Below are 21796 nucleotides of genomic sequence, written 5' to 3'. Positions count from 1 at the left end.
GCATGCCCCTACCGCGGAGAGAACCATGAACCCGGCAAGGATGTGGAGAGTCTTGACCGCAGGCCCGGAATTAGAGAACAGCCAGGGTCACTCTCGGACTTCGGCGTGCGCAGTTGCGAAGTCTGCTTTGGCGCGATGAACGGACATGGTCAGGCCGCTTCGGAAGGTCCGGGAAGGGCCAAAGCGGTCTTTCCGGCTTCCGGCTTCTCGCGGCAGGAGCGTTGTTGCGGCCACTTAGCCCTTTGTCTCTTCGATTTTATCGAGAACTCGCTCCGGCGCGATATCTGAGGCAGCTTCCTGAAGTTCTTCGTTCTGCGGGGGATCGATCTCCAATTTGGCGGCCATCTCATTCAGGAGCGCGACCACCTTTGTAATCTCATGTTCCGTGAGGAGACTGATCTGTAGATCCAACTCCGCCCTTCTATCTGCTTCGGCGGCCATACGATTTTGAGATATAAGCACAAAGGTCGAAAGAAAGATTGCCTCTACAGAGGCGATCATGGCAAGCACTACAAAACTTTGATCCCATGGTGAAATTCCCGGGAGCCAACGGACGTTTGCGGCTATCCAAAATCCAAAAGCAAAAAGGTGTAAGTACACAAATTGCATGCTGCCGGTGAACGAAGTTATCGCATCGGCAACCTTTTGCTGGATGGACGCATCGGATTGCTCGCGCTTTCTTCGTTCGACGAGCGCATGGATGTTCCGCTCGAGAGCGGGCTTCAGCCCCGGCGCAGCTTCTGGGCGGGGCGCTAAGGGTTTCTTCATGCTCGGAAACGGTCGCGCCTGAGGACGGTTCCTATTAATTGGCCTGCTCATGACGAACCTCACAGGGCAGATCGTCAGTCCTGAGGTCCCGATATCAGCGCCACCCTCATCAAGCGCTACGCGTCAAGACGCGCCTTTCGGGCGATGGTTCGGCTGCTTCCAGTTTGCCTCTATGAGCCGACCACGCAGAGCCAACCGGGCTTCGCTTTCCGCCAATAACAGAAAAACCCATTGTAAAGGAGGAGTTTGGTTCGATAGGATAGAGACAGGGGATGTCGCAGCCTCCCCGTTAAGTGGTGATCCCATGCAAGCGCTGCTCGCTTTCCTATGGAGCGAGCACCATGGATCTCCACCTACTTCTCCTCTTCATTTTCGCAACATTTTTAGGCGGCTTCGTCAGCGGCTTTTCCGGATTTGCGATGGGTATCGTCGTATCCGGCATTTGGCTGCACATCATCACGCCTATTCAAGTCGCGGCCCTAATCGCTGGCTATGGCCTGCTTACGCAAGGCTATGGCATCGCGAAGTTGCGTCACGCCTTGAACTTGCAAAGCGTTTGGCCGCTCACCTTGGGTACGGCCATCGGCATTCCAATTGGGGTTATGCTGTTGACGCATCTCAATCCCACCTATTTGCGTTTCGGTGTCGGCGTGCTGCTAATTCTTTACGCGACGTACAGCCTCGTACGCCCACCGCTGGGACCATTCAAGATTGGCGCTCCCGCTGACGTCGCGATAGGAATTGCGAATGGGCTACTCGGAGGCGTCACGGGCCTTGGCGGCATCATCTCAACGATCTCGTGCCAGTTGCGTGGATGGTCGAGGGACAAACAGCGCGCGGTCTTTCAACCAGTGCTGTTTTCAGCTTTCGTGATCATCTCGCTTTCGCAACTTCTCGCGGGGTCATACACGCCTCAAACCGTCAAGCTATATGGCGTTGGTCTTCCGTTCATGGTCGCTGGCATATGGATCGGCTTCAAGCTGTACGGAACAATCAACGATGAGACGTTTCGCAAAGCTGTATTGATATTGGTCCTCATAGCAGGCGCATCGCTGATCGTTTCGTCATCGGGATTTCTAAGTAAGACTTGAAAGGAGAGCTCCACGATCGAGCAGAAAGATTCTCCTCATCCGTTTGGAAACGATGATCCCGACCCGTGGTGCGTCGGATCAAGCGTTGTCTTTGCGGCGAGACAGCGCACGTAAGGGCAGGCTTTGCAATTGCGCTGAATCTGATGGGAATTGAGCTGCCACTGCCCGATATTGGGGCTTGCAACCTGCCCAAGCAGAATGAAGACAACTGAGTCCGCTTGGGTCAACAACGGACCTGGTCGCGCCCAGAAAAGAAGTCCGCTGTGCCCTCGTAAACGGACATCCTCAGCCTGAATGCTCAGGTCCGAAAAGTGCCAGGAACGGACATCGGAGATGCCTTCGAGACTGCGCGCCAGGCTCTAGAATTCAGGGTCGATGAGCGGGAAAAATGCTGAAAAAGTTGACGATTTTCCCCAATAATTCTGCCAAATATTGGCGTTTCGACTTCGAGGTTTACCCGACGAATTCCGACGGCTTTGCGTGGGGAGTATCTGATGAACTCGAGCAGCAACGCAGATTTTTCGACAATACTAAACCGCATTCTTGATACGGCGGCGGACAATCTCAGGATCGCAAAGATTCTGGTTCAAATGGGTCTCGATCCCAACAACATCACCTACGATGCCCTACTCAACCGGCTGCTAGAAATTGTGCTGGCCAACATCACGCTTGCCAATATGTTCGCTGTGATTGGTGCCACCTTTCTTGTAGCTACGTTGCTGATGCATACAATGGTGCCGCTGCGCATCGCGAACATGGTCGGCTGTACATTCTTCGTCGTCTTTGGCGCGCTCTCCGGAAGCGTCGGGACTTTTATCCTGTATCTGCTTTTCCTGCCGATCAATGCAATTCGCCTCCGCCAAATGCTCAAACTGATCAAGAGGGCACGCATAGCCACAGAGGGCGATACCTCATTGGAATGGCTCAAACCTTTCATGACCGAGCGCAAATATCGCAAGGGCGACAAATTGTGCAGCAAGGGCGATGCAGCCAACGAAATGTTTTTGATCATCACCGGAAAATTCCTGGTCACCGAATTCAGCGTAGAGCTTCCGCCTGGAAGTCTGATGGGCGAGCTTGGCTTCCTGACGCCGAAAAATCGACGGACGGCGACGATCGAGTGCATCGAGGGCGGCCATGTGCTGACAATTGAGTATGATAAGTTGCTGGAGATTTACTTTCAAAATCCGGAATTTGGTTATTACTTCCTCATCCTCACCAGTCACCGCCTGCTGGAGAATAATGCAAAGCTTGAAGAAATCATCGCACAGAACAAAATCGCACCGCCGATTGCAGTCGCGAGCGGTACGGTTGAACTTTAGAGGATGCTGAGCGAACAAGCCGATGTCCGCTAATCTGATGGTCCGGCCGTGCTCCTGCCCCGCCCGCGATACGCTTTGCAGCGGCGGCCAAATGCTCTCGATGTCGCAAATGGGTCATTCACGACCGGGTCGAGCCAGCAGCAAGTCCGGCCATGTCCGGAAAGCGGAAGTAAATTCAGAACATTGGCGGCACCATCGCTGGCCATTTCGGGTTGATGGGGCCGCCGCGAACGTGACCCAGCTCCAAAACTGGAGCCTCAAAAACTCGCGGCAAGCTATCTGGCGTTGATCAAGCTTGCATCAATCCGAATCTGGCTGCGTGCTAATGAGTCCACGCCTCTACCCCTTCACCGTCACCGCGCGCCCGATCACGGGCTGGGCGGCGACCGGCGGGTTGGCCGTTTGCGCCGCCAGCTCGCCGATCAGGCGGTCGGCGTCGGCTGCGATACCGTCTGGCGCGTGGATCACCAGCCGCTCCAGTGCCCAGCGATAGGAAGAAATGCGCCGCTCCAGGCATTGCTGGACCCATTGCACGATCAGTGTGTTCTCTTCCATGCGCGCGATCGCATCCGCCTGCTCGCGCGGCGACAATTCCGACACCATCTTCAGGCTGGCGCTGCGCTTGCGGTCGAGTTCTATGACGCGGCTCGCGGAGGCAAAGAACGGCTCGAACCTCGTGATGTCGTTGCGAACGTCCTCGATCAACTGCTGATAACGCGAGGTGTGCGAGCGGTGCGGCTCGTCGATCAAAGCGCGCCCGTAGGTGGTGCGGTCAAACACGACCTTCTGCCGCCATGGCGAAGGCAATGGCTGGTAATCGCCGAACACGCTCTTCCAAGCCGGCCGCGAATGCGGCGGTTCGATCAGGGGATACGCGAGATCGCGAAGCTGGCGTTCGTTTTCGGTGAGTTGGAAGTGTGAAGGCTTGAGGCCGACGCTGGCCGTGGCCTCGGCGCCCAGCCAGCGGTGCATGTCATCATTACGCATATCCGCGCGGGTGCGGCCGAAATCGCCGCCGCTGCAACCGCCGAGCGCTGCACTTACAACAAGCAACATGAGGGCCGGGAGTGACCGAAGCCCGGTGGTCCGGATCGGGAGGCGCAGCTCCGGCATTTCAAACGTCCGTCGTTCAGGGGCGCCGACGGCGACGGCGACCGGGCGCCGTCCCCTCTTCCGGCCCGCGTCCGTCGCCAGTTTCGCCGGCTTCGCGTTCGATGCGGACAACGGGAAGGATCAGCACAGTTCCCAGACCATCGCGTGGAGCGCCATCCATGATTGAGCCCAGCCGTCGCGAGGCCGCATCCGCCGGAAATTCAATGATGGTGCCCATATTCCGTTCTCTCTGGTTGCCGCGGTCACGATTTTGACCGGCGACATGCCATTATTCAGAACAGAACGTGGTTAACGGCATCTTAATTTGTGCAGGCGGTACAGTTACGGGTTCCGTGGCCCGCCGAAAGCTCACATTTTATCGGATTTCTTCAGGGGCTGTTTTCCTTAACCAACTCTTAAAACGCGCTGCGTAGGCTGACGCGAAGGATGATCGAAGTCGCGTACACCTGACATGACCGCAGCTCCATTGTTTCCCGGATTCGACGGGCTGATGACGCTCTCGCGCCGCGAGGGCGTCGATATCCGGCCGACTTTACTGCGCGTGCTGACCGATCTTTATGTCCAGACCAGCGCCCATTCCGCCGACGAGGAGCGGCAGTTCGTTGAACTGACGTCCCGCCTGATCGACCAGGTCGACGACGCCACCCGCGCGGCGGTGCGGGCGCGCCTCGCGATCTATCCGGCAACGCCGGTCGAGATCATGAACAGGCTCGGCCTGCGGCGTGCGCACCCCGACCAGCCCCTGCCGCTCGCGGCTGCGATTACCGCTACCCCGACCGACGCGCCGACCGTGAAGGCGCCGACCGAGGCGCAGTTGCGGATGGCGTCCAACCTGGCAATGCGGCCCAACGATGCTGCCGAAATCAGCGATATGTTCTTCGCGGCCGGTTCCAGCGAGCGCGCGCTGATCCTGCACAACATCGCCGATACGCCGCTGAAGGCCTCGGCGCGAATTCCCGCAGCCCGTGCCGCCCGCGCGCTTCATATCCTAGAGATGGCCGCGTTCGCCGAGGACGCTGAAAACTTCGCGCTCGAACTCGGCGACGCCCTGATCCTGCCCTCGCGGATCGCAACGCAAGTTGTCAATGATCCCGGCGGCGAGCCGCTGGCATGCGCGGCGAAGGCGCTCGACATGCCGAGCGCAATCTTCCAGCGCGTGCTGCTGTTCCTCAATCCGGAATTCGGCTCATCCGTGCACAACGTCTATCGCTTGTCGCGACTCTATGACCGTTTGAGCGAACGATCCGCGCTCGTCATGCTGGCCGCATGGCGCGGCTCGACCATGGCGGTCAGCCGCGCCAAATATCGCGCCGCGCTGTACGACGAAGAACGGCACCGCGCGCGTGCGGCGGGGTCGCAAACGCGTCCCGCGGTGCAGCCTGGAACCGCGCCGGCCACACGCACCGGCACCGACGGCTCAAAGCGCTAAGCTTTCGCCAGATCCAGGAAGTGCCGCCCTGCGCGGTCTTCGGTCTCGACGATCCAGGCGTCGGGATCGAAACGGAGTTCCTTGACGAGACGCTCCTCGACCGATTGCTCAGGCACCGGCTGCGGCGAGGCCGGCGCGAACAGCCGCTCGGCCGGGCGGCTCTCGTCGTAGACGGTCTGCGGCGCGGGCGCATACAGCATGGCGTTGCCGTCGAGCAGCGCCACCTTGACGAACACCGCCCCCGCCTCCTCCGCACCGCGCTTGCGCACGGCGCCAAAAATTCCCTCGGTCTGGCAGCGGCGCAGGTAAGCGGCCACCCAGATAGATGATTTCAATCGCATGGAAACGACGATAGGCCGACGAGCGACCGGAAGCTAGTCGATCGGATGCCCGATCATCGCCGTGAGCTCCTTCACCAGCCGATCGGACATCTGCCCGGTCACCGGGAGCTTGCGGTCGCGCTCGAATTTCGAGATCGCGGCTTGGGTGTCCGCACCGACCGCCCCGGTCGGCTTCAATTGGCCGTAGCCATATTGCGTCAGCGCGCGCTGCACCGCCGCCACGCGGCGCGCGCCAGCGCTTTGCCCATTTGCCGGAATCGGCGCCGGCGGACGCACCACATTGCTAGGCGGCGCGGCGGGTGCGCCGGTCGACTTGACCACCAGATTGGTCATCGGGTCGGCGTTCTTGGAATCGTTGTTCCTGGGCTCGGCGCTCTTGATCTCGACGTGTTTGGGATCGGCGCCCCTCACCTCGACCGGCCTGATTTCCGGCGGATCTAGATCGACCGGCCTTGCGGTCAATTCGACCGGGCGCGGACGCGGCAGTGGGTTCACGACGGCAACTTGCGGTGCCGGCAGCGTCACGACAGAGCCGAACATCGGCGAGGGATGGCGGCCGGCCTGCAGAAACAGCGCATTGGCGACGATGGCGCAGATTGCGGCAGCCGCGAGCAGGCCCGCGATCATGTCTTTCGGACTGTGCAGGAGAATGCGCATCACGAGGCCGCGCTCTTCCTCCGCTTCGATCGCAACCGCTTTCGCCCCGCGACGGCGGCGGCGCGGCATCTCGTCATCGTCGTCAATACGCCTAGGCACGTTTCTTCACCTGATGGACTTCATCCTGAGATTCGGGTCGCAGCGCCGGCTTCAGCGTCGCGACGTTGTTTGAAGTGGTCAGCGAAGGCGCAAAGTCAAGCGGCAAGGTCACAGCCACCGTGGTACCCTCGCCGACCCTGCTCTGCACAGTCATCTCGCCGTTGTGCAATCCAACCAGACCCTTCACGATCGACAGGCCGAGGCCGGTGCCTTCATGCTTGCGCTGATAGGTCTTGCCGGCCTGGAAGAACGGATCGCCGATCCGCGCGAGATCCTCCGCGGCGATACCAACCCCGGTATCGGTGACATTCAGCAACAGCCGAGATCCTTCGACCGCCGCGGAAACCGTCACGCTGCCGCCGCGCTCGGTGAACTTGATGGCGTTGGTGATGAGGTTCAGCGCTATCTGCTTGAACGCGCGGGGATCGCCGTTCATCACGGGCAAGTCCTCCGCTGCGCGGGTGATCAGGTCGACGCCGTTGTCGCGCGCCTTCAGCGCCAGCAAATTGCAGCAGTGCAACAGTGCCGCGCGCGGCGCGAACGGCTCCGGCGAAATCTCGAAATTACCGGTTTCCATCTTGGACATGTCGAGGATGCCGTTGACGACCGACAACAGATGCTGGCCGGAATCGTTGATCAACTGCGCATATTCCCTGCGCCGCGCAGCGTCGATCATCATCGCCTCTTCGTGCACGATCATCTCGGAGAAGCCGATGATGGCGTTCAGCGGCGTGCGCAGCTCGTGGCTCATGGTAGCCAGGAACCGCGTCTTGGAGGCATCCGCCTGTTCGGCGGCGGTGCGCGCCATTTCGAGGGCCTGCTCCTGGATCTTGCGGTCGGTGATGTCGCGCATCACGGCAACAACCTCGGCCTCGGGCGAAACCTGCTCGAGCGGCCGGCAACGCATCTCGACCCAGATGAAATCGGCGGAAGCATTCTGGCCGCGAGGCGCATCGCGGCGCAGGCGGAATTCGACGCTGCGCTGCTCGCTACCGCGCGCGGCATCCGACAGGGCCGTGAGATAGGCCGGACGATCGGCGACATGAACGCGGTCGAACAGGCCATGGCCGGTGAGCCGGGCGCCGGGCGTACCGAGCATGGCTTCCGCCGCCGGCGAAATGAACTCCACGGCGCCGCTGCGGTTATGACGCGAAATCACGTCGCTCATGTTTCGCGCAAGCAAACGGTAGCGATCTTCCTCGAGATAAAGCAGCGACACGGAAGTGCGCGCCAGCGATTCCGCGCTAACGGCCAGTCCCGCCGCATAGAGCGTTGCCGAAGCAACGCCGGCACCCATCAGGATGCCGTGCAGCGCCGCGTTCGGCTCCGCCATCGGCAGCAGGTGAAAATGCCCGAGCGCAATCAGCAAGGCGGCGCATGACAACGCAAGCGCAGAGGCAAACACGACCACGCGGCGCGAGGCCGACAGCGCCGCTTCCAGGGGAACGACGATGAGCCAGACCGCGGCGAACGATTCGATGCCGCCGGTGGTCACGGCGACCATCATGACAAGTCCCGCCAGCGCCAGCGCGGATAAAATATGCGCGCCCTCGTAGCGGCCGGTGCGCGACAGGAACCAGGACAACAGGATGGGTGCGATAAGCCAGGCGAAGGCAGCGACCTCGAGCGCTGTGGGCGCCCCGCGCATCGCCAGATAGACCGGAAAGGCCGCAAGCGCCACCAGGCTGCCGAGCAGCCGCGGCGCCATGAAAGCGCGATGGCGCGCACGCGTCAGCGCATCATATCGTGCCGAGGGATGCACCAGCGCATCGAGACAATCGCGGATGATACTCAAAACAGTCACGGCTCTCGCGCTTCGGCTTATTCGTCAGACAGACGCGCCGGAACGCCCCCTCAATCTTTGCGTCACCGTGTCAGAGTGAGCTTAAGCGAACGCTAAGGCCCGGCGCATGGCCGACCAACAACGCACATCCGCGGAGGTTTGACGTCTCACGCGACGGTCATTCGACGCGGATGGTGAACGACAGGTTTCCAGCGCGATCGAACTATGGTTTCGAAATGGTGGATGCGCGAGCGGCGCGAACTTTTCGCGCGGCGATGGTCGTCAATCGAAAATTTACGCCGAATCGAATCGTTGCGGTTTTCAGAAAATTTTCGGCGATTTTACCTCAATGCAAACACTTGCGATTTATCGAGGGCTGTTAGTCAGAAACAAAGCTAGCGGACTTAACCGCAATACAACCATAAGAGACGACCGGGGTCGCGAGATGTTTTTTCTGCTTCGCATGGCATTCTGGCTCGGGCTCGTGCTCGTGCTGTTGCCCAGAGAAAAGACGGCTGAATCGGCCAAGGTGCCGCAGATCGGCGCGTCCGAAGCCGTATCGGCTGCGACCGCCGCCGTCTCCGACATGGGCCAGTTCTGCAAGCGCCAGCCGGCGGCCTGCGAGGTCGGTGGCCAGGCCGCCACCGCGATCGGCCAGCGCGCCCAGGACGGGGCCCGCCAATTGTACAAGATCATCACCGACAAGAAGCCGGAGCCTCCCACCGTCCCCGACAAGAAGCCCGACCATACCAGCTCGATCGGCACCGCCGGCGACGCCGAGGCAGTGATCGCGGCCGCCTCACCCGCCGACGCGCTGACGGAGGACGATATGGCGATCGAATGGCGGATGCCGCGGATGCCATTGGCTTCAAAATAAGGCCGCGGAACCGGGTCCGTTCCGTCGCTTTCGTTCAATCCGCATCCTATATAAGACTTACGAAACGGATGCGGGCCAAGATGACGATCGACGAAATCAGAGACAATTTCGAGCTGCTGGAGGAATGGGACGACCGCTACCGGTACGTCATCGAACTCGGCCGCATGCTCGACCCGATGCCGGAGGCCGAGCATTCCGCGGAGAACAAGGTCAATGGCTGCGTCAGCCAGGTCTGGCTTTCCAGGCAGATCGACCGCAGCGGAAACGGCGAACCGCGGCTGAAATATCTGGGCGACAGCGACGCTCACATCGTGCGCGGCCTGATCGCAATCCTGCTCACGCTCTACTCCGGCCGCACCCCGCAACAGATCCTTTCAACTGATGCGCTCGCGGTGTTCGACGAATTCGGATTTCGCGAGCACCTGACGCCGCAGCGTTCCAACGGCCTGCGCTCTATGGTCGAGCGCATCCGCTCCGACGCGCGCGAGGCGCTTGCCGCGGCCTCGTGACCACCGTCATCGCGACCGTTGGCTTCTCGCAATAACTGGGCTTATTTCCGCTTCCGCGCCTGCTGGCCGAGGCCCATCTTCTTGGCGAGTTGCGAGCGCGCCACGGCGTAGTTCGGCGCCACCATGGGATAATCCGGCGGCAGGCCCCATTTGTCGCGGTATTGCTCCGGCGTCATGTTGTACTGCGTGCGCAAGTGACGCTTCAGCGACTTGAAGCGCTTGCCGTCCTCCAGACACACCAGATATTCCGGCGTCATTGACTTCTTCACCGACACGGCCGGCTTGGCTGGCTCGAGCGGCGTCTCGGGCCGGCCGCTCGACACCCGCATCAGCGCGGCATGGACCTGGCTTATCAGGTTCGGGATTTCCGAGGCCTGGGTCGGATTGTTGCTGAGATAGGCCGATACGATATTGGCGGTCAGTTCGACGGGCGTCTTGCCGGCGGGATCGGTCATGGCTCAACCTTTGGGATCACGAATGCATCTGTCGGCCACACGGTTCAGACAGTATCCAACCGCGGCAATACATCAGCGGAATCTCGTACGACTTGGCAAATATGAACGAAGTACCGGGAAACTGACAAGAACGGCGGCGCTTTATTTTCAACAACCGCTCTCGCGGCAAGTATTGCCGGTTCAGGACCGCTGATCGAGATGCGCGCGCAGTTCATCGATCGAGGCGAAGCGCATCATCCCCTCCGGCATCTGGGCCTCGATCGAACCGTCGGAGTAGAGGGAATATGCCATGCCATCGACGACGCCCGACTTCAGCACCGTCACCGCCGGCTGATCCTCCGTGCGCGGCGGTCCACCATTGGCTTCCGCAGGCGCTGGCGGCGTGCGGCCGCCGCGGCGCTGCAACGGGGTTTCACTGGGTTTTGCGCGCTCCGCTTTCGGCCAGGTATCCTCGAACGACGCCCGTGGCGGTTCGGCCGGCTCGACCGGCGGCACGGCGGGTGGACTGGAACGAAGGTCCGATGACAAAAGGTCCGGCGGCAGCGGCTCACTGGCGCGCCCCTGCGCGCGCTCGCGCTCTCTTCGCGACGTCGAAGAAAACAGCAAATTGCGCTTCGGTTTCGGAGCCGACGGTGCGGGTTCGGGGTGTGTCGGCTCCGGGATCGGGTGATCGCGCAGGACAGCCTCGTTCTGCCAAGGCGGCGGCACCGCTGGCGAGAAAAGCGGCGGTGCTGTTGGGGGGAATGGTCCGGGACCAGTGGGCTGTTCGGCGGCCGGGAAACCGCCGCCGAAGGAAGCGGAATCCCGCACCGCGGCCTCGCCGCCCGCTTCAGGCACGCCAGCGCCGAGCCGCCGCGCAACGTTCTTCAGCTCCCGGACCGCTATCCAGAGCGCGAGCATGATCGCGCCGGTGCAGACGCCGATCACGCCGGCGATGATCAACGTGTTGCCGGTGCTGAATTCCTTGATCGGGATCCCGAAGCCGATCGCCAGCAGCCCCGCCAAAACGAGGCCGATCGCGGCGACCAACATAACAACCATCATTGAACTAACCCCTCAGCCGCGCCCGAAACGCTCGCAAGCCGCCCAACGCCACGATACCGTCATATTGTGCGCCTCGCCACCCGCCAATTGCACACTGGATTTCGCATGGCGTTGTTCGGTTGCAGGAATCCCGGTCGCGGGTGTTTCGTGCCATTCAGGTGCCGTTCACTCCGGCGCCCGTAGTTTTACCACCTACCAATTACTGCCCTTTTGTTGCATTGCATCAGGGATTTACGCCACAATTCCCAATTACTTGGTAATGGAACTGCGCTATATGGGTACCCGGGGAATGAGGCTCAAGAATACTCAAGCTGGGCCATAGGGGACTCTAGGCTACCAATGTCATCCATCACGACTTCTGCCCTCGACACGCCTGCGCGGCGCTCGTTGGAGCGGACCTGTGACGACCTTGCCGTCTTCATGCTGGCTGTTGTCACCCTCGTCGCTGGCCTGACCTTCCGCGACTATGGGCTGGGCTGGGATGACTACACCCACGCCGAATATGCCGATCTGCTGCTGCGGATGTACGGTTCCGGCTTCAAGGATACCGGCGCGCTGTCGTTCGCCAATCTCTACATGTATGGCGGCGGCTTCGACATGGCGGCCGCCCTGCTGCACAAAGTCATCCCGCTCGAACTGTTCGAAACGCGCCGCCTGCTCGGCGCCGTCGTCGGCCTGATCGGCCTTGCCGTGACCTGGCGGCTGGCGCGGCGCGTCGGCGGCCCGCTTGCCGGGCTCGCGACGCTGCTCTTGCTGGCGCTGTGCCCGACCTTCTACGGGCACATGTTCATGAACCCGAAGGACGCGCCGTTTGCCGTCTCGATGGTGATCCTGATCCTGGGTCTGGTGCGCCTCGCCGAGGAGTATCCCGCGCCCTCGCCGCGAACCATCCTGATCATAGGCCTCGGCGCCGGCCTCTCGATCGGCTGCCGGATCCTCGGCGGGCTGGCGGTGATCTATGCGATGGTGGGCTTCGTCCCGCTGTTGATCGAGGACGTCCGCACGCAAGGCTCGCGCGAGGCGATCCGCCGCTTCGCCCATGTCGTGTACGTGCTGCTGCCCGGCCTCGTGCTCGGGTACCTGATCATGGGCCTGGTGTGGCCGTGGTCGATTATGGAGCCCGACCACCCCTTCAAGGCGCTGACCTATTTCTCGCATTTCTTCGAAAAACCGTGGAAGGAAATGTTCGACGGGGCGCTGGTCTCGGTGCCGGACATGCCATGGTCCTACCTGCCGACTCTGTTCGCGCTGCAGCTTCCCGAGATATTGCTCGCGCTTCTGCTCGCCGGCGTCGTCGGCACCTTCATGTCGCTGTCGCGCGTGGACGTGGCAGCGCGCCGCAAGACCATCTTCCTGATGTTGACGCTGGCGGCCACGCTGCCGCTGGTGATCGCGATGGTGAAGCGGCCGGCGCTCTACAACGGCATCCGGCATTTCGTTTTCGTGATCCCGCCGATGGCCGTGCTAGCCGGCGCATCGTTCGCCTGGGGTATGAACTGGCTGAAGAACAATCACCGTCGGTGGCAACCGGCGGCGCTAGCGGTGTTCACGTTCGGCCTACTGTTGCCGCTCAGCGAGATGATCCGCCTGCACCCTTACGAGTACACCCACTTCAATCACATCGCCGGCACTGTTCGCGGCGCCGACAAGATGTTTATGCTGGATTATTGGGGGCTGGCGCTGAAGCAGGCTTCCGACGGTCTGCGCGAGGAGCTGGTCGAACGGCAGGAATTTCCTCCACTGGGACGCAAGTGGAAGGTCGCTGTGTGCGGCCCGCAGCGCCCGGCGCAGGTGGCGCTCGGCCCCGACTTCACGATTGGCTGGGACAGCCAGTCCGCCGACTTCGCGATGACGCTGGGCGAGTTCTACTGCAAGGGCCTCACTGCGCCGGTCATGGTGGAAATCAAGCGTGACGATGTCGTGTTCGCGCGCGTCTACGACATCCGCGGCCGCGCCATCTCGACGCTGCTGGCGATTCCAGCGCCTTAAGTCGCAAGAGCATAACTGCCACCCGTGATGCCTGCCTTGCCGGCCATCCGGCACAGGGCTAGGCTCGCTCTCGAAATCAACAATTTTCGGGAGAAACCACGCCATGTCGCCAGCCGAAGCTCGCCTGAAGCAGGTTTCATCCGGCATGACGGATGCCGAGTGGAACCAGCGCGTCAATCTCGCCGCCTGCTATCGCCTCGTCGCGCTCTATGGCTGGGACGATCTGGTCGATACCCACATCTCGGCGCGCGTGCCCGGCCCCGACCATCACTTTCTGATCAATCCTTACGGCTTGATGTTCGAGGAAATCACGGCGTCGAGCCTGGTGAAGGTCGATCTCCACGGCAACCAGCTCAGCGAGAGCGAGTACAGCATCAATCCGGCGGGCTTCACCATTCACTCGGCGATCCATGAGGTGCGCGAGGATGCCGGCTGCGTGCTCCATCTGCACACGCCCGACGGGACGGCGGTGGCGAGCTGCATGGAGGGCCTGCTGCCGATGAACCAGACCGCGCAGTTCGTCACCCACGATCTCGCCTACCACGATTACGAAGGCGTGGCGCTGGACCACGACGAGCGCCCGCGGCTGCAGAAGGACCTCGGCAACAAGAACCACATGCTGTTGCGCAACCACGGCACCCTCACCGTCGGCCGTTCGGTCGCCGCCGCCTTCGAGCGCATGTACCATCTGGAGCGGGCGTGCACGATGCAGGTGCGCACGCGCATGCTGGGGCCAACCGCCTACCCGATCGAGCAGGCCGTGATCGACAAGAACGAGCGGCTGTTCGCCAATCCCGATTTCGCGGAACGGCGCTCGACCGAGCTGGTATGGCCGCCGCTGTTGCGCAAGCTCGATCGCATCGATCCGAGCTACAAGAGCTGAGCCCGAAGAGAAGGTCATCGCGGCGTGACGGTACTGGTGACCGGCAGTTCCGGCCATCTCGGCGAAGCGCTGATGCGTACGTTGCGGGCGCAGCGGCGCGAGACCATCGGTATTGACGTTCTGCCCGGCGTGTTTACGCACCACGTGGGCTCGATCACTGACCGCGCGTTCGTGCGCCGCTGCATGAATGGCATCACGACCGTGCTGCACGCCGCGACGCTGCACAAGCCGCATGTGGCTACTCACAGCCGGCAGGAATTTATCGACGTCAACATTTCAGGCACGCTCAATTTGCTCGAAGAAGCCGCCGCAGCCGGCGTTGCGGCGTTTGTCTACACCAGCACCACAAGCGTCTTCGGCGAGGCGCTGGTGCCACCGCCGGGCGAGCCGGCGGCCTGGATCACCGAAGATGTCACGGCCGTGCCGAAAAACATCTATGGCGTCACCAAGGCCGCCGCGGAGGATCTGTGCCAGCTCTTTGCGCGCAATGACGCGATTCGCACCATCGTGCTGCGCACCTCGCGCTTCTTTCCCGAAGAGGATGACAATCGCGCGACACGCGAGGCCTACACCGACGCCAACATCAAGACCAACGAGTTCCTCTATCGGCGCGTCGATATCGAAGACGTGGTCAGCGCGCATCTTTTGGCGGCCGACCGCGCGCCATCGACTGGCTTCGCGAAATACATCATCAGCGCCACCACGCCATTCTCACGCAACGACACGGCGGAACTGCGCAACGACGCGCCGCGTGTGGTCCGCCGTTACGTGCCGGAGTTTGAGGCTGAATTTGCGCGGCGCGGCTGGAGGATGATTCCAGGCATCGATCGCGTCTACGTCAACGACCGCGCACGTGCCGAACTCGGCTGGCAGCCGCGCCATGATTTCCGCGCGCTGATTGCGCGGCTGCAGGCCGGCGGGGATATCCGCAGTCCGCTCGCGCGCGAGGTCGGCAGCAAAGGCTATCACGATCGCGTCTTTCGCGAGGGACCCTACCCAGTGGAGTGACGGCGTGAGAGATATCCGGTGGACAAGCCACGCGGATGCGCTAAACTGCCTGTCACACACCCTCTACACGTCTCGGAATCAAACGCCGTCCAATCCCGGGCGGCGTTTTTGCTTGAGGCTGTCGTAGGATGGGTATCGCTTCGCGAAACCCATCATCTCGCCGCGCTAAGATAGGTCGCCGAAACTCGTGCCCAATCCCGCAAAATCGCCTGCCCAATCTTCGGGATACATTCCAAGCTTCACCATGCGGTGGAACGACGAAATGGGGCCAGTCCCTGACACGTGTTACAAGTCCATGCTCGACCGGATTGACATGGACGTAGTCGATGTGACACGCCAAATCGTCCTCATCGCGAATCGTATGTTCCCAATAGCGGCGCTGCCAGATGCCACGCTCGCTTTTGGCGGCGCGGCTGGCTGAAATCGGCTCACCGACAGTAAGGTTGCGTGAGAACGTCGATTTGATCAGCCGCCAGCGCGTCGCAAAATCTCGATCGGCTTCAGGCAGCGTCCAGACCGCATGTAGATGATCCGGGAGTACGACCATCGCGTCGATCGTGAATGGATGGCGTTGGCGAGTCTCACGAAACGCGGAGCGCAGGGCTTTCCGTCAGCAGCCGCAACCGGCGGTCGGCAAGATTGACCGTAAAGAAGAAACAACCGCCGGGGATGAAATTGCGACGGTAGCTGGTCATCTTCACTTGCCCATGCGGCGAGGTGATGGGTTTCGCTTCGCTCTGCCCATCCTACACGTCCTACTTCGCCTCCGCGAACGCGCCGAGGATCCGCGCCCAGGAGCGGATGCCCTTGTGATAGCTCTTGAGGTCGTACTTCTCGTTCGGCGAATGAATGTTGTCGTCGTCGAGACCGAAGCCGACCAGCACGGTGTCGAGACCTAACGTGCGCTTGAAATCCGCCACGATCGGAATCGAGGCGCCGGAGCCGATCAGGAGCGCCTCCTTGCCCCACTCGTCCGTCAGCGCGCGCTTGGCGGCCGCCAGCGGCTTCATGTTCCAGTCGAGCGCAATCGCCGGCGCGTTGGAATGGTCGGTGAACTCGGCGTTGCAATCGGCGGGCACGCGCGCCCTGACGTAATCGCGGAAGGCTTTTCGGATTTTCTCCGGATCTTGTCCCTCCACCAGCCGGAAAGAAACCTTGGCGGAAGCTTCCGCCGGGATTACCGTCTTCGAGCCCTCGCCGGTATAGCCACCGATGATGCCGTTGATGTCGCAGGTCGGGCGCGAGGAAACCTGTTCGAACAGGAGGCGATCCTTTTCACCGGCCGGAATGGAAAGGCCGATCGGCTTCAGGAACGATTCCGGCGTGAGGTTGAGATTCTTCCACTGCGCCAGGATGTCCGACGGCAGGTCTTTTACGCCATCGTAGAATCCGGGAATGGTGATGTGGCCGTTCTCGTCATGCAGGCCGCCGAGAATGTTGGTCAGCACCCGGATCGGGTTGCGCGCGCCGCCGCCAAAAATGCCGGAATGGAGGTCGCGATTGGCGGCCTTGATCTTGACCTCGTCATAGACGAGCCCGCGCAGCGAAGTCGTGATCGCCGGCGTGTTCTGGTCCCACATACCGGTGTCGCAGACGAGCGCGAAGTCGGCCTTCAGATCAGCCTTGTTCGCTTCCAGGAACGGCACGAAGTTTTTCGATCCGATTTCCTCTTCACCCTCGATAATGATGGTGATGTCGACCGGCAGCGATCCTGTGACCTTCTTCCAGGCGCGGCAGGCCTCGACGAAAGTCATCAACTGGCCCTTGTCGTCCTCGGCGCCGCGCGCGACGATGATCTTGCGGCCGTCGGCATGGTCGGTGACAACAGGCTCGAACGGCGGCCGGTGCCACAAATTGAGCGGATCGACGGGCTGCACGTCATAATGTCCGTAGAACAGCACGTGCGGCCGGCTGCCCCCGCCGCCATTGGCTTTCGCGACGATCGCCGGATGCCCCGCCGTCGGCCTCACCTCGGCCTTGAAGCCGAGCGTCGCGATATCCTTTGCCAGATGATCGGCGGCCGCCTTGCAATCGCCGGCAAAAGCCGGATCGGCCGAGATCGACTTGATCCGCAACAGCGCGAACAGCCGTTCAAGGCTGTTGTCGAAATCGGCGTCGATGTGATCGAGGATCGGCTGAATCTTGGCGTTGGACATGGCTTGTTATCCCTGGCTGCGAGCCTTGTTGTTAGCGTCAAGTTGTAGCTCGCCCGCGGTGTGAGGCAAGGCAACTTCTGCGGCAGACGGATGCAATATGTGCCAGACCAGGCCCGCCACCAGCAGGACGGTGGCGGCGAGATTGTTGCCATAGGCCTGCAGATCAACCGGGAACAGCGGCAGCGACAGGCACAGCAAGCCGCCCGCAACGGCGAGCAACATCCATGTCCCGGTTTTGACCGGCTGGCGCGGATCGTAAGCGGCGCGGTGGAGCAAAACAGTGATCGGGAAGAATAGCCACAGGAAGTAGTATTGGCGGGCCAGCGGCGAAGCTACCGTGATCAGGCAAAACAGGATGCCGATCTCTTCGGCATCCGACCGTTCCGTGCGGCGCGAGGCCGGCGGCATGACAGCGAGATAGCCGAGCCCGATCGCGAGCGAGATCGCCACGACGATCCAGTTCGCCGTCCTAAAATCGACGTCGATGATGTTCATCGTGCGCACGGGTTTGGCCGGATTGTCCTGGTTGTAGTTGATCGGCCGCGTCAGCCGGTGCGTCACCGCGATGATTGACTGGTTGACCCACGACCAGTTTTGCTCGTCGCGCTGCCCGAACCCCTTCTCCGAACTCGAACCCACCATGCCCTGGTACCAGGTCCTCAGTTCCGTGACATTGTGCTGGAAGCCGCGAAACGGCGCCGGCAGCACGAACAGAAACAGGCCGATGAAAACCAGCATGCTCGCGGCTGCCGCCCACTGTCTTCGCCACACCAGATAAGGCAACACCGCGACCGGAAACACCTTGATCGCGGTAGCGAGCGCGAACATGCTTCCCGCCATCCAGCCACGGTGATCGCGCAGCAGCCAGAATCCGTAGAGCATCAGCGCCAACAGCACGAGATTGGGCTGGCCAAGGTCGAACATATCGAACACGAAGGTGACGGTGACGAAGCCGGGCAGTGCTTCCAGCCATGGCCCGGGCTTGTGCCCTGATCCCGCCATCGCGTGCGAGAACTGGGCCGTCATCCACCACGCGACGATGTTGAGAAATGACAGGCAGAGATAGAGCGGGATCTTGCCTAACCAACTCGGGATCGCCAGCAGCACCGCCGACAGCGGCGGATAGATGAACTCGAAATAGGTGGCGGGGTCGTCAGGGTAGAGATTCTTGCCCTGCAGCACCTGCTGCCCCGCCCAGAACCAGAGCGGATAGTCCTTGGTCTTGCCGTTGCCCCAGATTTCCGGGACCAGCACGTCGGCCGTCAACGCGATGCAACAGACCAGAAACAGGATATCGAGCGGTCTTCGTAGCGACGGATATCTCAGCACACGCTCGTTCCGGATTCAGAGGAGATTACGTCGCAGCTCTTCACGCGAACCGACTGCCACTTCGCTCGAAAAAGTCCTATCGCCGCAGCAAGCCGCCGAGCGCGCCGCGCACCAGCGCGCGACCAACTGAACTGCCGAGCGATCCACCAACGGATTTGCCGAGATCGGCGACAATGCCGCCGACCACCCTGTTGGTGACGGACCGGGTGACGTCTCGCGCAATCACCTGCCCCGTCGACAGCCTGCCGCGCTTGACGTTGGTGCCGAAAATCGTGCCGACGATCGAACCGATCTGGCCGAGAATTCCGCCGCCGCCGCCAGCGCCACCATCTTGCCCTTCCGCAGGCGCCGCCGTCGTAGCTACCCGCTTCTGCAGCATCTCGTAGGCGGATTCGGCGTCGACCGCGGTATCGTATTTGCCCTTGACCGGGCTGTTGCCCATGATCGCCTTGCGCTCTTCCGGCGTGATTGGCCCGATCCGCGCTGTCGGCGGCCGGATCATGACGCGCTCGACCATGGTCGGCGTGCCACCGCCTTCAAGGAACGATACCAGCGCCTCGCCCTTGCCGAGCTCCATAATGACGCGAGCGGTGTCGAGCTTGGGATTCGGCCGGAAGGTCTGCGCCGCCGCGTTCACCGCCTTCTGGTCGCGCGGCGTGAAGGCGCGCAACGCATGCTGTACGCGGTTACCCAATTGGGCCAGCACCTTGTCCGGCACGTCGATCGGGTTCTGCGTGACGAAATAGACGCCGACACCCTTGGAGCGGATCAGCCGGACCACCTGCTCGATCTTATCGAGCAATGCCTTCGGTGCATCGTTGAACAACAGGTGCGCCTCATCGAAGAAGAACACCAGTTTCGGCTTCGGCAGGTCGCCGGCTTCCGGAAGCTCTTCGAACAGCTCCGACAGCATCCACAGCAGAAACGTCGCGTAGAGCCTCGGGTTCTGCATCAGCTTGTCGGCGACCAGAATGTTGACTATTCCCCGGCCGTCGCTGTCCGTCTTCATGAAGTCTTTCAGCAAAAGCGCCGGCTCGCCGAAGAATTTAGTGCCGCCCTGGTTTTCCAGCACCAGAAGCTGGCGCTGAATCGTCCCGATGGTCGCCTTGCTGACATTGCCGAAGCTTTGCGCGGCCTTTCGGATTTCGGCCAGCTCATCCTCCTCGGCATCGGGCCCCTTTCTGCCGCCAACTGGCGCGATCGCATCCAAGAGCGATCGCAGATCCTTCATGTCGATCAGCGTCAGACCGTTTTCATCCGCCACACGGAATGCGACGTTGAGGACGCCTTCCTGCACGTCATTTAGATCGAGCATTCGCGACAGCAAAAGCGGTCCCATTTCCGTCACGGTGGCGCGAACCGGATGGCCCTGCTCGCCGAACACGTCCCAAAACACGGTCGAGAACTGGTCGGGCTGGAATTTAAGGCCCATCTCGCCGGCGCGCTTGAGAATGAAGTCCTTTGCTTCACCGACTTCAGCAATTCCGGACAGATCGCCCTTGATATCGGCCGCGAACACGGGAACACCGGCGCGGGCAAAGCCCTCCGCCATCACCTGCAGCGACACGGTCTTGCCGGTGCCGGTCGCTCCGGTGACGAGGCCATGCCGATTGGCAAGCGCCAGCGTCAGCCAAGCCGTCTGTTCGCCCTTTCCGATGAAGATCTTCACGTCGGTATCGGCCGTCTTGTTATCAGAAGTCACCATCGCATCGCCTCTTCGCGCGCCGGGGGATTTGGTGGCGATCATATCGCATCCTGCCCGCCGATTGAAACGGTCAGCGATACATACGTGAGCATTCGCCCGCCTGTTCGTTCATGCTTCTCATACTTTTTCCGACCTTTGGCAGAAAAATCGAGAGCGCAGCGCAACAAGTCAGCGTGAATCCGGCATTCACTCTTGCATTGCTGCAACACTCGCGACTCGATCTAAGCCTTCGCACGCGCGGATCGCTTGTATTTCAGATCGCAGGCGCTCAAGATCAATTTAGAAGTACACGACCCGGTTAAACCGGTTGGGGACGGGGCAAATATGGACGAACTGGTAGGACAGCTGGCCTCCAAGGCCGGCATCGATCGCGCTGTCGCTGAAAAAACCATCGGCATCGTTCTGGGTTTTCTCCGTAACGAGGGCCCATCCGACAAGGTTCAGGCCCTGATCGACCAAATTCCGGGTGCCGAAGCCGCCATTGCGGCTTCCAGCAGCAATGGCGGCTTCGCGAGGCTGATGGGTGGAGGCTTGATGGCGGTTGGCACCAGGCTGATGGCGCTCGGTCTGGGCATGAGCGAGATTCAAAACGTGGCGCGTGAACTTTTCAGGTTCGGTCGCGACAAAATCGGAGCAGATCAAATGGGCGAAATCATTTCAGGGACACCGGGTCTCAGCGAGTTCGCATAGTCGTCTTGGTGAGCACTTCGGCCCGGGCACATTCTTTTTTTCATCTGGTATCATGACTTATCCCCTTTCCGAGATCGACGGCTTGACCGCCTACTCTGCCTCGAAACTGAAGTCGTTGGGCATTCGCACGACTGATGCGCTGCTGGAAGCCGCTCGCACCGTGAAAGGGCGCAAGTCGCTCGCAGCGAAGACCGGCATCAGCGAGCAGCAACTGCTCGAATGGGCCAATTTTTCCGACTACATGCGCATTCCCGGGATGGGCAAGGCCAAGGTAGGCCTAATGCGTGCCGCAGGCGTCACCACGGTACGCGAACTCGCCCATCGCAATCCGGCGCGACTCGCCCAGAACATGAAAGACGTGAACACGAAGCGCAAACTCGTCCGGGTTTTGCCCTCCGAACGATCTGTCGAGCAACTGATCGAGCAAGCGCGCAAGCTGCCGCCCAAAATTAGCTATTGAAGATCAGCGACTGAAGCGTCAGGCCGGCCCCGCGGTGCCGGCCCTCACGCCTTGACTCGGCGGCGCGGACCGCGCAAAGCGACCGCAT

The 21796-nt window shown here is 61.3% G+C and carries 21 protein-coding genes and 1 pseudogene; 10 read left to right on the top strand and 12 right to left on the bottom strand.

All coding sequences use genetic code 11. The features are described from left to right. Nucleotides 1-234: 234 nt before the first annotated feature. A complete protein-coding gene (locus IVA95_RS22020; protein WP_247512377.1) occupies nt 235-768 on the bottom strand; it encodes a DUF1003 domain-containing protein in 534 nt (177 codons plus the stop codon). A 341-nt stretch (nt 769-1109) separates the two neighbouring features. Here IVA95_RS22020 and IVA95_RS22015 point away from each other — a divergent pair, with 341 nt between their 5' ends. Together IVA95_RS22015 and IVA95_RS22010 are read left to right on the top strand one after the other, a co-directional pair. Further along, complete coding sequence (locus IVA95_RS22015; RefSeq protein WP_247512376.1) at nt 1110-1859, top strand: sulfite exporter TauE/SafE family protein; 750 nt, start codon at nt 1110-1112, stop codon at nt 1857-1859. Nucleotides 1860-2353: 494 nt separating this feature from the next. Next, nucleotides 2354-3181, top strand: a complete 828-nt coding sequence (locus IVA95_RS22010; protein ID WP_108523393.1) for a cyclic nucleotide-binding domain-containing protein — start codon at nt 2354-2356, stop codon at nt 3179-3181. Nucleotides 3182-3520: 339 nt separating this feature from the next. On the opposite strand, the gene IVA95_RS22005 is transcribed toward IVA95_RS22010, so the two are convergent. Both IVA95_RS22005 and IVA95_RS22000 read right to left on the bottom strand, forming a co-directional pair. Then, on the bottom strand, nt 3521-4294 hold the full coding sequence (locus IVA95_RS22005; protein ID WP_247512375.1) for a hypothetical protein: 774 nt from the start codon (nt 4292-4294) through the stop codon (nt 3521-3523). Between the two features lie 16 nt (nt 4295-4310). Then, a complete protein-coding gene (locus IVA95_RS22000) occupies nt 4311-4511 on the bottom strand; it encodes a hypothetical protein (RefSeq protein WP_247512374.1) in 201 nt (66 codons plus the stop codon). A 234-nt stretch (nt 4512-4745) separates the two neighbouring features. On the opposite strand from IVA95_RS22000, the gene IVA95_RS21995 reads away from it, so the two are divergent. Next, nucleotides 4746-5723 (top strand): DUF2336 domain-containing protein, encoded by a 978-nt coding sequence (locus tag IVA95_RS21995; protein WP_247512373.1) that lies wholly within the window; start codon nt 4746-4748, stop codon nt 5721-5723. Here the strand turns inward: IVA95_RS21995 and IVA95_RS21990 are convergent. From IVA95_RS21990 to IVA95_RS21980, 3 genes are read right to left on the bottom strand one after another with little or no spacing between them, the layout of a single operon-like run. Beyond that, a complete protein-coding gene (locus IVA95_RS21990) occupies nt 5720-6064 on the bottom strand; it encodes a DUF1491 family protein (RefSeq protein ID WP_213251748.1) in 345 nt (114 codons plus the stop codon). The two genes, IVA95_RS21995 and IVA95_RS21990, sit on opposite strands and share 4 nt — an antisense overlap. 33 nt (nt 6065-6097) lie before the next feature. Further along, nucleotides 6098-6820: a peptidoglycan-binding protein gene (locus tag IVA95_RS21985; protein WP_247512372.1), complete on the bottom strand. Its 723-nt coding sequence runs from the start codon at nt 6818-6820 to the stop codon at nt 6098-6100. Continuing rightward, complete coding sequence (locus IVA95_RS21980; protein ID WP_247512371.1) at nt 6813-8624, bottom strand: ATP-binding protein; 1812 nt, start codon at nt 8622-8624, stop codon at nt 6813-6815. The genes IVA95_RS21985 and IVA95_RS21980 overlap by 8 nt, the downstream gene beginning before the upstream one ends. Before the next feature lie 424 nt (nt 8625-9048). On the opposite strand from IVA95_RS21980, the gene IVA95_RS21975 reads away from it, so the two are divergent. Together IVA95_RS21975 and IVA95_RS21970 are read left to right on the top strand one after the other, a co-directional pair. Continuing rightward, nucleotides 9049-9480 (top strand): DUF5330 domain-containing protein, encoded by a 432-nt coding sequence (locus IVA95_RS21975; RefSeq protein WP_247512370.1) that lies wholly within the window; start codon nt 9049-9051, stop codon nt 9478-9480. 80 nt (nt 9481-9560) lie between these two features. Continuing rightward, entirely contained in the window at nt 9561-9989 is a 429-nt protein-coding gene (locus IVA95_RS21970) for a SufE family protein (protein ID WP_213251831.1), read from the top strand. A 41-nt stretch (nt 9990-10030) separates the two neighbouring features. Here the strand turns inward: IVA95_RS21970 and IVA95_RS21965 are convergent, their stop codons facing one another. Continuing rightward, the gene (locus IVA95_RS21965; RefSeq protein ID WP_065728006.1) at nt 10031-10444 is read right to left on the bottom strand and encodes a MucR family transcriptional regulator; all 414 of its coding nucleotides are present in this window, start codon (nt 10442-10444) and stop codon (nt 10031-10033) included. 180 nt (nt 10445-10624) lie between these two features. Then, entirely contained in the window at nt 10625-11488 is an 864-nt protein-coding gene (locus IVA95_RS21960) for a DUF308 domain-containing protein (RefSeq protein ID WP_247512369.1), read from the bottom strand. A gap of 339 nt (nt 11489-11827) precedes the next feature. Between IVA95_RS21960 and IVA95_RS21955 the strand changes: the two genes are divergently transcribed. The 3 genes from IVA95_RS21955 to IVA95_RS21945 all read left to right on the top strand — a co-directional run bounded on the left by IVA95_RS21955 (nt 11828) and on the right by IVA95_RS21945 (nt 15368). Beyond that, entirely contained in the window at nt 11828-13477 is a 1650-nt protein-coding gene (locus IVA95_RS21955; protein ID WP_247512368.1) for a glycosyltransferase family 39 protein, read from the top strand. Between the two features lie 103 nt (nt 13478-13580). Then, nucleotides 13581-14360 carry a class II aldolase/adducin family protein gene (locus IVA95_RS21950; RefSeq protein WP_247512367.1) on the top strand — a complete coding sequence of 260 codons (780 nt, stop codon included), beginning with the start codon at nt 13581-13583 and terminating at the stop codon, nt 14358-14360. A 24-nt stretch (nt 14361-14384) separates the two neighbouring features. Next, nucleotides 14385-15368: an NAD(P)-dependent oxidoreductase gene (locus tag IVA95_RS21945; RefSeq protein ID WP_247512366.1), complete on the top strand. Its 984-nt coding sequence runs from the start codon at nt 14385-14387 to the stop codon at nt 15366-15368. A gap of 165 nt (nt 15369-15533) precedes the next feature. Here the strand turns inward: IVA95_RS21945 and IVA95_RS21940 are convergent. The 4 genes and pseudogenes from IVA95_RS21940 to IVA95_RS21925 form a co-directional block, all read right to left on the bottom strand. Further along, nucleotides 15534-16063: pseudogene (locus IVA95_RS21940) on the bottom strand (transposase). Nucleotides 16064-16123: 60 nt separating this feature from the next. Then, nucleotides 16124-17524, bottom strand: a complete 1401-nt coding sequence (locus tag IVA95_RS21935) for a M20/M25/M40 family metallo-hydrolase (protein WP_247512365.1) — start codon at nt 17522-17524, stop codon at nt 16124-16126. Nucleotides 17525-17530: 6 nt separating this feature from the next. Beyond that, a complete protein-coding gene (locus IVA95_RS21930) occupies nt 17531-18853 on the bottom strand; it encodes a glycosyltransferase family 87 protein (protein ID WP_247512364.1) in 1323 nt (440 codons plus the stop codon). Between the two features lie 76 nt (nt 18854-18929). Beyond that, entirely contained in the window at nt 18930-20558 is a 1629-nt protein-coding gene (locus tag IVA95_RS21925) for a helicase HerA-like domain-containing protein (RefSeq protein WP_247512379.1), read from the bottom strand. Nucleotides 20559-20882: 324 nt separating this feature from the next. Between IVA95_RS21925 and IVA95_RS21920 the strand changes: the two genes are divergently transcribed. Beyond that, nucleotides 20883-21248 (top strand): DUF2267 domain-containing protein, encoded by a 366-nt coding sequence (locus IVA95_RS21920; RefSeq protein WP_247512363.1) that lies wholly within the window; start codon nt 20883-20885, stop codon nt 21246-21248. Between the two features lie 52 nt (nt 21249-21300). Continuing rightward, nucleotides 21301-21708 (top strand): DUF4332 domain-containing protein, encoded by a 408-nt coding sequence (locus tag IVA95_RS21915; protein WP_213251828.1) that lies wholly within the window; start codon nt 21301-21303, stop codon nt 21706-21708. Nucleotides 21709-21796: the final 88 nt, after the last annotated feature.

This window comes from Bradyrhizobium sp. 157 (genome assembly GCF_023073815.1).
GTDB lineage: Bacteria > Pseudomonadota > Alphaproteobacteria > Rhizobiales > Xanthobacteraceae > Bradyrhizobium.
This window is presented reverse-complemented; position numbering and strand designations above follow the sequence as displayed.